This is a genomic window from Yersinia antarctica, assembly GCF_056636475.1.
The window spans coordinates 1,674,223-1,687,507 of record NZ_JBSJQF010000001.1 but is presented as its reverse complement, the minus strand read 5'-3'; the positions used below and the strand labels follow the sequence as shown (position 1 = coordinate 1,687,507).

The following is a 13,285-nucleotide window of genomic DNA, read 5'->3' as shown; positions in this document are numbered from 1 at the left end:
TATCCAGTGATTGTTATTCATATCGAATCGTTATTTACATCATGATGAAATAGTTGCATTTGGTGCATCCACTGTAGCGTAAATCAACCGGTAACTGTTTCCTGAGCGCGACGTGGCGTTTTGATAACCAACCCTCCAGCAATGAACAGTGCCAGCACTGCCACGTACAGCGCAGGCTCTAACCGGTGAGTCAAGGTTGTTGAGATAGCGGATAATATTGGGCCAACCAGTTGTCCGATAGCATAACCGGTGGTCAGTAAACCAGCCATATAGCGGGTGTGTTGCGGTGCCAGCTCCCGGCCATGCTGCAATGAAAGTTGCACCACACTCAGGAAACCGCCACCGGTCAGTAATGCCCCTAATGCCAACCCACTAACTCCCGGCACTAGCTCCGCGCACAATACCCCCAATGCCTGTACCCAGAGTGTTAATGCCAAGCGGGTTTGCGAACTCAGGCAATGGCGGGTCAAAATACCGATAGTGATCCCTATCACCGCCGCGCCACCAAACACCGGCCAGACAAACTGGGCAAACAGGCTATCTGGGAAGCGCGCTGCTGCCATTTGCGATAAAAATGTTGCGGGCAGAATATAACCGAATCCCGCCAGACTGTAGCTCCACACCAGGCGCTTGAGTGCTGGCGTTAAGGTCAGTGGAATCGCAGCGATATGCGGGCGATGTAGTTCCCCACTTCGCGGCAGATTAATACTGATCATGGCAATAATAACTAACGCCAATACACCATAGACCAGCCAGGCTTCTGCGGCCGATAAGCCATAGCTATGAATAACCACTGCCAACATACCGCTGATGAATATGCCCGCGCCTGGTCCGGCAAATACTGCGGCACTGAGTGCCGGACGGCCAAAGTGGGCCAGACGTTCATTGGTCCAGGCGGCGATAAGTACCATCGACCAACCACTGGCCCAGCCAATGGCAAAACGTACCACGCCATGCCACCACGGCCCATCAACTACTGCGGATAGCAGCGTAAGCGTTACCGCTCCCCACAATCCGAGCCATAAACGGCGCTCCACATGGCGGCTGGCACGCATAGCATCAAAAGCGCCAAACAGGTATCCCAGATAATTAAAGGCTGCCACCAGCCCGGCACCGGTTAGGGTGAACTGATGCTCTGCGATCATTAGCGGTACTTGCGGCGTAAAAGCAAAACGGCCAATTCCCATCGCCACCACTAACGCGAGAAAACCACTTAATGCAATTCTTAATGCCATCTGCCCTGCCCATTGTTTGCTGACAGATAATTCCTGCCAGACGGTTAAAAGAAAGTTGCCAATATCATGCCTGAGCATTAGAATCACAAAAAATGAATAATACTAACTAAGTTCATCACAAAAAGAGAACACCTATGGACCTGACCCAGCTACGCATGTTTTGCTGTGTAGCAGAAACCGGTTCCGTTGCCCGGGCAGCGGAGCAGATGCACCGCGTCCCGTCAAATTTGACGACCCGCCTGCGCCAACTTGAAGTTGAGCTGGGTGCCGACCTGTTTATCCGTGAAAAACAGCGCCTGCGGCTCTCCCCGATGGGACATAACTTCCTCTGCTATGCCAACCGGATCCTGGCGCTAAGCGAAGAGGCAATGCGCATTACGCATGCTGGCGAACCGGCGGGTAATTTCCCGTTAGGCTCGATGGAAAGCACTGCTGCCACCCGTCTGCCTAATTTGCTGGCGGCCTATCATCAGCGCTACCCACAGGTCTCCTTATCGCTTATCACCGGGACATCGGGTGAAATCATTGAACAGGTACGGGCCGGAACACTGGCGGCAGCACTCGTTGATGGGCCAGTTCAACATGATGAACTGCACGGTTGTCGCTCTTTCGACGAACAACTGGTGATCATTTCTTGTTTGGACCACCCTCCGATTATGCAAGCCCGCGATGCGGTGGATGAGACACTGTTTGCCTTTCGCCCCAGCTGCTCTTACCGCTTGCGCCAGGAGAGTTGGTTCCGTCAGGCCGGTGTCTTACCGGGCCATATTATGGAAATCCAGTCTTACCATGCCATGCTGGCCTGTGTTGCCAGTGGTGCCGGGCTGGCATTGATACCCCATTCCGTATTGGCGCTACTGCCGGGCCATGAACGGGTACAAGTTCATGCCTTACCGGCTGATATTGCCGATACCGCAACTTGGCTTATCTGGCGTAAAGATGCCTTTAGCCCCAATGTCCGCACCTTAAAAGAACTGATTATCGAGCAGATTGAAATTCAGTGACTTATCTGACGGCTTGCCGCTTATCGGCCATAATTTATACAAACCATGTTGACTTACGTCCAGACAGCCAGATGCAACATATTAGACACATAAACAATTAATTTATATAACAGTCACCACACAGAAGCTATAGGAGCAACACCATGCAGATGATTAAAACTCGCGCCGCAGTCGCATGGGGGCCAAACCAGCCGCTATCGGTTGAAGAAGTTGATTTGATGCCACCGCAGAAAGGCGAAGTGCTGGTACGGATTGTCGCCAGTGGCGTATGCCACACCGATGCCTACACCTTGTCAGGCAAAGATCCCGAAGGGATATTCCCAGTGATCCTCGGCCATGAAGGTGGTGGGATTGTAGAAGCAATCGGCGAAGGTGTTACCAGCGTTGCAGTGGGTGATCACGTCATTCCGCTGTACACTCCAGAATGCGGTGAATGTAAATTCTGCCGCTCCGGTAAAACCAATTTGTGTCAGGCGATCCGCAGCACTCAGGGCAAGGGTTTGATGCCTGATGGCACCACTCGTTTCTCTAAAAATGGCCAACCGATCTTCCATTACATGGGGACTTCAACCTTCTCTGAACTGACAGTGGTACCGGAAATATCACTGGCAAAAATCAATAAAGAAGCGCCATTAGAAGAAGTTTGTCTGCTCGGTTGTGGCGTCACCACCGGCATGGGGGCTGTGATGAACACAGCAAAAGTCAAACCGGGCGACACTGTCGCCATCTTCGGCTTGGGTGGCATTGGTTTATCGGCAGTGATTGGGGCGAAAATGGCTGGCGCTAGCCGCATCATTGGTATTGATCTCAATACCAGTAAATTCGAGCTGGCCCGCAAACTGGGCGCAACAGACCTGATTAACCCGAAAGATTATGATAAACCTATTCAGGATGTGATCGTCGAGCTGACCGATGGCGGCGTAGATTTCTCCTTTGAATGTATTGGTAACGTCAATGTTATGCGCTCAGCGCTTGAGTGCTGCCATAAAGGCTGGGGCGAATCAGTCATCATTGGTGTTGCTGGTGCCGGTGAAGAGATTTCGACTCGTCCATTCCAATTGGTCACAGGCCGCGTATGGCGTGGCTCAGCATTTGGTGGCGTTAAAGGACGCTCCGAGTTACCGGGCATCGTGCAGCAATATCTGGACGGTAAATTCGCTCTGAATGATTTTATTACCCATACCATGGGGTTAGATCAAATCAACGAAGCCTTCGATTTGATGCATGAAGGTAAATCTATCCGTACCGTGATCCATTTTAATCATTCTTCACAAAACAAATAAGCCAAGGAGGCAGGCAACGCATGAATACGTCACTTGAACTTCTCGAAGAGCACCGGATGTTTGGCGGGTGGCAGCAACGCTATCGCCACACCGCCAGCAGCCTGAATTGCAATATGACCTTCAGCATCTATCTGCCCCCCTTACGGGATGACAACCCGCCACCAGTGCTTTACTGGCTGTCGGGTCTGACCTGTAATGATGAAAACTTTACATTGAAAGCCGGTGCTCAGCGGGTGGCCGCTGAGTTGGGTCTGGTACTGGTTATGCCGGATACCAGCCCACGTGGCGATGATGTGCCGAATGACGAAGGTTATGATTTAGGACAAGGCGCGGGGTTCTACCTCAACGCAACACAAGCCCCTTGGTCTAAACATTTTCAGATGTATGATTATATCAGCCAAGAGTTACCGGCTTTGATCGCCCAACATTTCAGAGTGAGTGACCGTCAGTCTATCTGTGGCCATTCAATGGGGGGGCACGGGGCATTGATGCTAGCACTGCGTAACCCGCAGCAATACCAATCAGCTTCGGCCTTTGCGCCGATAGTCAATCCGTGTCAGGTGCCTTGGGGGCGCAAAGCCTTGACTGCGTATTTGGGTACCGATGAGAGTCAGTGGTTGCAATATGATAGTTGCCACTTACTTACACATGCGCACACCCAACTGCCGATGCTGGTAGATCAAGGTGATAGTGATCAGTTTCTGGCTGACCAGTTACAACCGGCAAAATTAGCTGAATTGGCGCGGCAGCGCGATTGGCCACTGACACTTCGTATTCAGCCTGGTTATGACCATAGCTATTTCACCATAGCCACATTTATTGAAGATCACTTACGCTTCCATGCGGAATTCTTACATCCGTAATCGATGTAATTAACGTGATTATCAATCATAACTATTTTAAGCCCTACGGGGCTTTTTTATTTTAACGTAGAAATGCATAGTTATTCCCGTTACAGTTATAGCTAATTAACAATCGAAAAATTAAAAAACATGATAGCTAATCACATTCCATACAAACATATCTATAAATAAAAATATTGATAAATTCCAAAAATAGAATTACAAATAAACAGTAAGAATCTTTTTGGTACTTAATTACATTCAAAGATAATTATTTAAATGGAGTGTTATATGAATATTTCAAAGCAATCAGATGATAAAGAAATAAAATACAGCCACTTAATAGCACTAAAAGGTAAGTTGCAATCATTAGAAGAATCATTTAAGAGTAATGCATTTTATATAAATGACAATGAAATAGAAAAAATAAAAAACAATACCCTGCGAAGCAAAATAACAGCATGGAACTGGTCAAGAAGCTTTGCTGAAGAATAGAAAAACATGAACCATTCAGAAATTATTGGTTAGGCCATAAATCATTAATGGCCTAACCTTGCTCCACATAGCAGTAACAATGAAAGCAATTCAATACACCTTATAGGTTTCAATATGTAGGAAGGAAGGCAGAAATAAACGCATCCAACACATTTACGTTTTGAAATCATGGGGATAAATAAATTGAGATATTCTTGTATGTTTACAAGTGAATTCATTAATGATGTAAAGCTTAGCCCGATGGCAAGTATATTAGCGATAATAATAACGGCTTTAGGTATGCTCTCATCATTTTTAGTATTACTGCTTTATTTAACGGATAGAAGTATTGAAAATTACCACAATGACCACGCAAAAATATATCGCATAGAAACTCAGTTTAACTTGCCAAACGGTGACGATGTAAAATCAGCACAAGTACCTTTTCCATTGATTCCAGCATTGCAGAATGCAAAGAACATTAAAGAGGTTATCTATGCACTACGTCTATTTACAGACTTACAAGTGAATGACCAAACTCACAGCAAAGTAGAGATTTATACCGTTAGTCCGAATTTCTTCAATGTCATTAATCCCTATAAACTGAGTAATGATCAACCTAATCTATATGAACCAAATATTTCTCAATACCGCCCTCATCTGACCCAGAATGAAATTATTATTACGCCAGAATTTAATCGTCAATATCTTCATCTGGATAATCCGGTCGGGCACGTTATCACCTTAGGGAACAAAGGCCAATTCGTCATTAAAGATATGGTTAGTTTGCATAAGGATAGCCGTTTTAAAACCAACGCCGTGATTGCATTTTCTCCCGAACTCATAGATGGCTATCATGATAAAAGGCATGATTGGTACGATATGCACGCTTATGCCTTTATTACAATGGACGCAGGAGAAAAACCCGATTCTGAACAATTGGGTACACTCGTTACCCGTTACGCCCCCCAACTCCCTGGAGCACCATTTAGCCCCGAAGAGTTCATTCAATTATCTGCACGTAATATTACCGATATCCATTACGATAATGGGTTACCTGATGAGATCAGCACAGTTATTGCAAAATCCTATTTATACAGCTTATATGCAGCCGGTATTTTTATATTTCTAACAACCACCATGAACTTTTTTAATGTTAACAATGTAATAAATACCAATAAAAAAAACAGTTTCCAGATAAAGAAATCGCTCGGAGCCTCTCGTTATCAACTATTGACTGAAGCACTTTCCATCGCACTGCTTCAAACCTTTTTTGTACTCCTGTTAGCAATCCTCTTTCTGATTGTTTTAATACAGCTATCTACAGGCGTTAAAGAGTTAATTCTCATTCAAGAAACTAAAACATTACTAGCCTCCTTCTTTTTTACATTGATTTCAATTTATACAGCAATTCTCATTTCTCATATAACATATCTATATGTTACCGTTTTTCCCAATCAATCTGGCCATTATAATATTTATAATCAACAGCCAATATCACGCTACGTCCATCAAGGAGCACTGTGCATACAAATAACAATCGCAGGCATAATAGTTTACTTATGGGCAGGAATATTGACACAGAATGACTTTATGCAGCATCATAATTTTGGTTATGAAAAAGACAATATAGTGACATTTACTTTAAGTGATGAGTTAATTGATCAAGCAGCAATAAATAGTTTACAAAATGAATTGAAGAATACTGTAAATATAGAGTCTATCGCACTTAGTAGCTGGCAACCCTTTGACATGTCGAGGACAAACACGTCAATATTTCATCTTAATCAGCAAGAGAAAGATAAGTTAGTAACAGTAAATACACTTAATGCTAATAAATACTTCCTTGATACCTGGGGAGTTAAGGTATTAGCAGGGTATGATAATGTGCTAATGCCGAGTGATGATAATAATATTGTCCATGCGATAGCGACTCAATCCTTTATGACTTTAATGGGGCAACATTCCTATGATGAAACATTGAATAGCATATTTTACATTAATGATAATGACTCTGAACATAAAATAAGAATCCTTAGAATAATAAATGATTTTTATCTTGCAGATGTCAATAAAAACACCACACCACTATTGATATTTATTGAAAACAAGTCCCAACGATATGGCGCATTAAAATTGCAATATATACAGGATCTTTGGGAAGTTAAAAAAACACTTGAGCGATATCGGGTTAACCCCACGCAAATACAAACAGTGGAACATTTACATCAAGCATATTTCAATACGAATAGACTTATGCAAAAAACAGCTAATTTTGTTGCCATACTTTCAATTTTATTAATATTAATAAGCACAGTAATCATCAGTATATCCGAAACCAAACGAATCGGTAAGACATTAAGAATAATGGAGTCTATTGGTGGTTCTATTTATACCCATATCGTTTTCTTTATACAGCAAAATATCGCCCCCATTATTTTTGCTGCTATAATAGCATTCTCGATGGGTTTCTTTTTATTGCATCGATGGTTGGTTCAATACCATGCTGTGGATAATCTTTCATACGTCAATGCCACTGCTACACTTTTTATTTTCATAATTAGCATAGTTGTCATTATGACTATTACGCTGATCTTTAATAATGACAACATAAATACCAAAAAGAAATAATAAACATATGGATATAAAAATTGAAAAAAATGCACATACAAACTTACGCATAACGTTAATTATTATAGGTGTATCACTTATACTGATTGCCTGTTTTTTTACATTTACTCTTTATTCACAAGCCAAAATACGTTATTAGTTGCGCGGGAAAACACTATTTTCATTACGGTTAAGCCTGAGGAATTTCAGGACGTATTAATTACACGTGCCATTACGGTACCGAAGGAAAGCACGATTATATCAAGTGAACGTGGGGGGAAAGTCATTGAAATTGCCAAAAAAGCTTTTGAAGCGGTTAACAAAGGTGATGTTATCGTTCGTTTATCCAATTATGATTTCATGTTAGAAACAACCTCCAGAATAGCAGATATCGCCGAACAAATAAATAATCTGCGTAATATGAAAATGCGATTGGAACAAGATAATCGAGATACCAAACTCAGCCTACAAGAAGCTCAACACCAGATCGAGGTTGTTAGCAAAAACCTTGTCAGGCATCAAGTCCTCGATACAAAATCGATGATTGCAAAATCAGAGTTAGAAAACCAAAAAGATATACTGAAAAATTGGAAAACTAAGAGTGAGATATTACTAGAACATAATAACAAAAACCAAAAATCACTTCCTAAGCAATTAAATAATATTAATGACTCTATTTTATTACTTGAACGAATGATGGGAATGATTGAAACGGGCATCGATCAATTAGTAATAACTGCACCTATTGACGGCTCTTTATCTGTTTTGGACATTGAGTTAGGCCAGCAAATAAAGCCTGGTGAAAAAATAGCAGTCGTAGATAATTTCAATTCATATTATTTCAATGTTTTTTTGAGTGAATATTACTTGGATAAGATAAAACCACAAACTCGTGTTATTGCAAAAATAAATGGCCAGGATATTGTACTGCTTATTGAATCGGTCTCCACAGTTATTGATAATGGCAAGTTTAAGGCAAAGCTGACACCGACTCAATTAAACAAAGTCCCGCTAAAAAGAGGCCAATCTATTGAAATAGAAATCTCATTGCAAGATGAGAAAGAGAAGATATTATTAGTACCCAATGAAAGTATTACTTCAGATAAACATGGGGGTAACTACCTCTATATCTACCAACAAAAACATGATCATGCGATTAAAACTAAAGTAGAAATTAAGCGCCGCAACGCAGAAAAAACAGAAATAACAGCAGGACTAAATTCAGGTCAACGTATTATCATCCCTTCATATTCAAACAGTAACCAATATAATATAATTGAGTTTAAATAATATGCTAAACATACAAAATGCAGAAAAGTGTTTCATAACAAAAACGATTAAAACCCGGGTATTTCATCACCTGAACCTCGCTGTGGAACAAGGTGAATTCGTATCAATTATGGGTCCATCAGGATCGGGGAAATCGACTCTGCTCAACATTATAGGCATGTTTGACTCACTTGATAGTGGCTCACTTACCTTAACAGGAAAGGATGTCGTATCCCTAAGTTACTCACAACGAATTATATTAAGGCGTGAGTTGATAGGCTATATTGTTCAATCATTTAATCTTATTCCACATTTATCAATATTCGATAATATTGAGTTACCACTGAAGTATCGCCATGTTGCAAAAAAAGAACGTATTGAACGCGTTAATCGGATTTTAAACCTTTTTGCTATCGAGAATCGTAGAGATCATAAACCAATGCAATTATCAGGTGGTCAGCAACAACGAGTCGCCATTGCCCGTGCCATGGTATCCAATCCAGCATTATTGTTAGCTGATGAGCCAACCGGTAATTTGGACAGTAAAAACACCCGAAATGTACTTGAACAATTAAGCAGAATAAATCAGACCGGAACAACCATAATAATGGTTACACACTCAGATGAAGCCGCCAAATATGGTAATAGAATAATAACCATGAGAGATGGAAAATTAACTTAAAAACAGGAGCGTAACATGCGTGATATAATACCCATCGTAAACATAGATAGCGTTAATATTAGAGACGTAAATATTAGAAAACTGGAGGAATTAACCTCGCATGAATATAAAGCATTATCGGCCTATCTCATCGGGAAGACCCCTGCTAGCCAATTATTGGATGGTGATGAGTTAACTCTATTTAATAAAGAGTTAACTCATCATATGGAGGTAAAAGCAATTAATGTAGGTTTCGCACTATAACTCAACCTCTTGCCCTTTGCGGTGCAGGCGCAATGAAACCAGGAAGGTAACGAAGCACATTGCCGAAACGTACCAAAAGAAGCTGTTTTCCATATCAAAAGACTTAAGAGACAGCGCCACATATTCAGCACTACCACCAAACATGGCATTTGCAACTACATAAGACAGGCCAACACCTAAGGCTCTGACTTCTGGCGGGAACATCTCTGCTTTTAGTAACCCACCAATAGAAGTATAAAAACTGAGAATAATCAGGGCGGTAATAATCAGCATAAACGCAATATATGGACTGGTTACCCCTTTTAGGGCGTGCAGAATAGGTACCGTTAATAGCATTGATAATAGGCCAAACGTTAGCATAAATGTACGCCGGCTAATGCGATCGGATAATGCACCAAATAAAGGTTGTACCAACATAAAAATAAATAATGCCGCCGTCATGACCAGGCTGGCGGTTTTCACATCCATCCCGGCGGTATTGACTAAATACTTTTGCATATAAGTGGTGTAGGTATAAAAAGAAAGAGAGCCACCCGCGGTGAAGCCTAGTACCATAATAAATGCGCGACGGTTCTTCCATAGCCCTTTCAAACTACCCGCATCTTTCTTATTACGGTTCTTCTCATCCGAGGTTTCATTCAGTGAACGGCGTAAGTAAAGAGCAACCACTGCCAACAGTGCGCCCAGAACAAAAGGAATACGCCAGCCCCAACTGTGCAATACCTCTGATGAAAGTGTTTGCTGTAATAGAACCAGCACCAATAATGCCAGCAATTGGCCGCCAATTAATGTGACATATTGGAACGAAGCATAAAACCCTTTGTGCCCTTTCACTGCGACTTCACTCATATAGGTGGCACTGGTACCATATTCGCCCCCAACAGATAACCCCTGGAATAAACGGGCGACTAACAGTAAGACCGGTGCCAGGCTACCAATTGACGCATAGGTTGGCAGGCAGGCAATCATCAACGAGCCGGCACACATCATATAGACCGAAATCAACATGGATAACTTGCGGCCATGTTTGTCAGCAATATAACCAAATAACCAGCCGCCAATCGGCCGCATCAAAAAACCAGCAGCAAAAACACCGGCAGTCTGCACTAATTGGGTGGTTGGATTATCACTGGGGAAAAAAAGCGGGGCAAAATAGAGCGCGCAAAAAGAGTAAATATAGAAATCAAACCATTCAACCAAATTCCCAGAAGAGGCCCCAACAATGGCTCGTATCCGTTGCCGGGTATCTGCTTTATCTGTCAGACGTGCTGATGTTCCCTGACCTTCTACCACAGTAGTGTCTAATGAAGTTGTTTCAACCATAATGATGCGTCTGCCACATTGTTAAACGTCCATGCCATATAAGCTCAGAACCGAGAAATCACAGACACTGAACTCTCATTTTTATATTGTTAGATTGTTATATATTGGTAACATTATCGTTTCAATGAGAGTTATAGCGCAGAGAGTAGTTTAGGAAAAACCTCAATTTCCTTTGTGATGTCAATTACATAAATATGTTAAGTCGACTGTTTGGTGAAGGTTTTTTTGTGAGCGGCACGACAGAAAAAAACGGGAACAGTACGTAGTCAAAGTGACGATAAGTGGCCAGCACAGCGATTTTGCTGACCCTGTATTCGTCTGCCATTTTCTGTCTAGAAAGCAGAATCAGGCTGGAGAAGAAAAGCCTGTTCCTCTGCACTTGAGACTCGCCCAAGGATATGATTGCGGTGTGGGTAACGGCCAAAGCGATCAATAATCGCTTTATGGCGTAACTCATAATCAAGCTGATTGTCATTACCCAATTCGGTAAAGAGTTCTAATGCCTGTTTATGAATAAGCGCCGATTCGGAATGCATAAAAGGAAGATAAAGAAAGCCGCGTTGAATATCAGATAATTGTTTCGTCTGACCACTGCTGATTGCTTCCTGCGCTAGCACCAGCGCCATCCCGTCACAAGAAAATGATGCAGGTAAATCACGGAACAGGTTTCTGCTGAATTGATCCAGTATCAATATTTCCGCCAAACGCCCTTCAATTTTAAACCGCCAGTGGGCCAATTCCCCCTTTGATGCCGCTTGCCAAACCGGGCCAAACCGCTTGCGTAGCAGAGCATCAAAATCCTCATCCTTTTTGAACCACAACGCCGGGTCCATCTCGTTAAACCAAAAGTCCAGAATCGATTGATACTCCATGTCACACCCCTGTGTTGCCTGCCGAAGGTTTATACCCATGAAAATAATAGCACTGATCAAGGCAGTATCAATCTATCGTCTCTTTGCGCCGCCATCCATTCACCCACCTGACAATCTCTGCCATAATGGTTTCATTATTTGATGGTAGCTCAGCACCCATAATTACCTCTAGCTAACGGTGCACACTGACCACGGAGTCCAGCATGGATCACAGTAATACCTCGGATTTACTCTCTCTCGAACAAGCTCTGACTAAAATGCTGTCGCAGGTTACGCCATTGCAGGCAACAGAAATCATCGCATTGACCGAAGCGGCGGGACGTATCACCGCCAGTGCAATTACATCACCGATTGCTGTGCCCCCCTTCGCCAATTCAGCCATGGACGGATATGCCGTGCGTTGTAATGAGCTTAGCAGCACATTACCGCTGCCGGTAGCCGGCAAGGCTTTTGCCGGTGCACCGTTTAAAGGTGAGTGGCCAGCCAATACTTGCGTGCGAATCATGACCGGTGCCCCTATTCCTGAAGGAGCCGATGCCGTCATCATGCAAGAACAGGCCGTGGCTGGCGAACAAGGTGTCATATTCAATAGCCAGGTGCAGGTTGGGCAAAATATCCGCTTGCCGGGTGAAGATATCCAACAGGGTGCTGCCGTTTTCCCCGCGGGGGTAAAATTAGGCGCGGCGCAATTACCGCTACTCGCCTCATTAGGCATTGCAGAGATTGCCGTGTTTCGCACACTGAAAGTGGCTATTTTCTCTACCGGCGATGAATTGCAACCAGTCGGGCAGCCCTTAGGCGAAGGACAGATTTACGATACTAACCGCTTCGCGGTACGGTTGATGCTGCAACAGTTAGGCTGCCAAATAGTTGACCTTGGCGTGATCCGTGACGATCAACTCGCATTGCGCAAAGCATTTGAACAAGCCGATGCCGCCGCTGACCTTGTTATCAGCAGTGGTGGTGTCTCGGTGGGTGAAGCGGATTACACCAAACAGATGCTGGAAGAGTTAGGCGATATCGGTTTCTGGAAGTTGGCGATAAAACCCGGCAAACCGTTTGCTTTCGGCAAATTGGATAACGCCTGGTTCTGCGGCTTACCGGGTAATCCGGTCTCGGCGGCGCTAACATTCTATCAGTTGGTACAACCCCTTATTGCTAAACTCTCCGGCCATGCGGGGTGGCGTCCACCACTGCGCCTCAACGCGGTCGCGGCGACAAAATTGAAGAAATCCCCCGGCCGTTTAGATTTTCAACGCGGTATTTTCTCCACCAATGCTAACGGTGAATTGGAAGTACGCACCACAGGTCATCAGGGGTCTCACGTATTCAGTTCATTCAGCCAAGGTAACTGCTTTATTGTGCTGGAACGAGAACGCGGTTCTGTCTCGGTCGGTGAAACAGTTGAAATCGAACTGTTTAACGGGCTATTGGGGCAATAAATTGTA

11 protein-coding genes and 1 pseudogene are annotated in these 13,285 nt (G+C 43.4%); 9 read left to right on the top strand and 3 right to left on the bottom strand.

Annotation, left to right across the window (positions count from 1 at the left end; translation table 11 throughout):
• Nucleotides 1-83: 83 nt before the first annotated feature.
• Nucleotides 84-1,235, bottom strand: coding sequence for a YbfB/YjiJ family MFS transporter (locus ACWJJO_RS07820; protein ID WP_481090886.1), 1,152 nt, complete (start codon nt 1,233-1,235; stop codon nt 84-86).
• A 134-nt stretch (nt 1,236-1,369) separates the two neighbouring features.
• Between ACWJJO_RS07820 and ptrR the strand changes: the two genes are divergently transcribed.
• The 8 genes and pseudogenes from ptrR (at nt 1,370) to ACWJJO_RS07780 (ending at nt 9,642) form a co-directional block, all read left to right on the top strand.
• The gene (gene ptrR, locus ACWJJO_RS07815; RefSeq protein WP_481090885.1) at nt 1,370-2,239 is read left to right on the top strand and encodes a putrescine utilization regulator PtrR; all 870 of its coding nucleotides are present in this window, start codon (nt 1,370-1,372) and stop codon (nt 2,237-2,239) included.
• Between the two features lie 143 nt (nt 2,240-2,382).
• Nucleotides 2,383-3,522, top strand: a complete 1,140-nt coding sequence (locus ACWJJO_RS07810; RefSeq protein WP_050311956.1) for an S-(hydroxymethyl)glutathione dehydrogenase/class III alcohol dehydrogenase — start codon at nt 2,383-2,385, stop codon at nt 3,520-3,522.
• Nucleotides 3,523-3,542: 20 nt separating this feature from the next.
• Complete coding sequence (fghA, locus tag ACWJJO_RS07805) at nt 3,543-4,385, top strand: S-formylglutathione hydrolase (RefSeq protein ID WP_481090884.1); 843 nt, start codon at nt 3,543-3,545, stop codon at nt 4,383-4,385.
• A gap of 270 nt (nt 4,386-4,655) precedes the next feature.
• Complete coding sequence (gene darA / locus ACWJJO_RS07800; RefSeq protein ID WP_083159407.1) at nt 4,656-4,859, top strand: darobactin family peptide antibiotic; 204 nt, start codon at nt 4,656-4,658, stop codon at nt 4,857-4,859.
• Nucleotides 4,860-5,057: 198 nt separating this feature from the next.
• A complete protein-coding gene (darB, locus tag ACWJJO_RS07795) occupies nt 5,058-7,469 on the top strand; it encodes a darobactin export ABC transporter permease subunit (protein ID WP_481090883.1) in 2,412 nt (803 codons plus the stop codon).
• Between the two features lie 7 nt (nt 7,470-7,476).
• A pseudogene (gene darC / locus ACWJJO_RS07790) lies at nt 7,477-8,738 on the top strand (darobactin export ABC transporter periplasmic adaptor subunit).
• Between the two features lies 1 nt (nt 8,739).
• Nucleotides 8,740-9,399 carry a darobactin export ABC transporter ATP-binding protein gene (darD, locus tag ACWJJO_RS07785; protein ID WP_481090882.1) on the top strand — a complete coding sequence of 220 codons (660 nt, stop codon included), beginning with the start codon at nt 8,740-8,742 and terminating at the stop codon, nt 9,397-9,399.
• 15 nt (nt 9,400-9,414) lie between these two features.
• Nucleotides 9,415-9,642: a hypothetical protein gene (locus tag ACWJJO_RS07780; protein WP_481090881.1), complete on the top strand. Its 228-nt coding sequence runs from the start codon at nt 9,415-9,417 to the stop codon at nt 9,640-9,642.
• Here ACWJJO_RS07780 and ACWJJO_RS07775 read toward each other — a convergent pair.
• Entirely contained in the window at nt 9,637-10,965 is a 1,329-nt protein-coding gene (locus ACWJJO_RS07775; RefSeq protein ID WP_481090880.1) for an MFS family transporter, read from the bottom strand. The two genes, ACWJJO_RS07780 and ACWJJO_RS07775, sit on opposite strands and share 6 nt — an antisense overlap.
• Nucleotides 10,966-11,297: 332 nt before the next feature.
• On the bottom strand, nt 11,298-11,837 hold the full coding sequence (locus ACWJJO_RS07770; protein ID WP_083159413.1) for a DUF924 family protein: 540 nt from the start codon (nt 11,835-11,837) through the stop codon (nt 11,298-11,300).
• Between the two features lie 203 nt (nt 11,838-12,040).
• On the opposite strand from ACWJJO_RS07770, the gene moeA reads away from it, so the two are divergent.
• Nucleotides 12,041-13,279 carry a molybdopterin molybdotransferase MoeA gene (gene moeA / locus ACWJJO_RS07765; RefSeq protein WP_083159415.1) on the top strand — a complete coding sequence of 413 codons (1,239 nt, stop codon included), beginning with the start codon at nt 12,041-12,043 and terminating at the stop codon, nt 13,277-13,279.
• Nucleotides 13,280-13,285 lie beyond the last annotated feature (6 nt).

Coding starts and splice junctions, on each gene's coding strand:
- ACWJJO_RS07820 (WP_481090886.1), bottom strand. CDS start 1,235: ATGGCATTAAGAATTGCATTAAGTGGTTTTCTCGCGTTAGTGGTGGCG.
- ptrR (WP_481090885.1), top strand. CDS start 1,370: ATGGACCTGACCCAGCTACGCATGTTTTGCTGTGTAGCAGAAACCGGT.
- ACWJJO_RS07810 (WP_050311956.1), top strand. CDS start 2,383: ATGCAGATGATTAAAACTCGCGCCGCAGTCGCATGGGGGCCAAACCAG.
- fghA (WP_481090884.1), top strand. CDS start 3,543: ATGAATACGTCACTTGAACTTCTCGAAGAGCACCGGATGTTTGGCGGG.
- darA (WP_083159407.1), top strand. CDS start 4,656: ATGAATATTTCAAAGCAATCAGATGATAAAGAAATAAAATACAGCCAC.
- darB (WP_481090883.1), top strand. CDS start 5,058: ATGTTTACAAGTGAATTCATTAATGATGTAAAGCTTAGCCCGATGGCA.
- darD (WP_481090882.1), top strand. CDS start 8,740: ATGCTAAACATACAAAATGCAGAAAAGTGTTTCATAACAAAAACGATT.
- ACWJJO_RS07780 (WP_481090881.1), top strand. CDS start 9,415: ATGCGTGATATAATACCCATCGTAAACATAGATAGCGTTAATATTAGA.
- ACWJJO_RS07775 (WP_481090880.1), bottom strand. CDS start 10,965: ATGGTTGAAACAACTTCATTAGACACTACTGTGGTAGAAGGTCAGGGA.
- ACWJJO_RS07770 (WP_083159413.1), bottom strand. CDS start 11,837: ATGGAGTATCAATCGATTCTGGACTTTTGGTTTAACGAGATGGACCCG.
- moeA (WP_083159415.1), top strand. CDS start 12,041: ATGGATCACAGTAATACCTCGGATTTACTCTCTCTCGAACAAGCTCTG.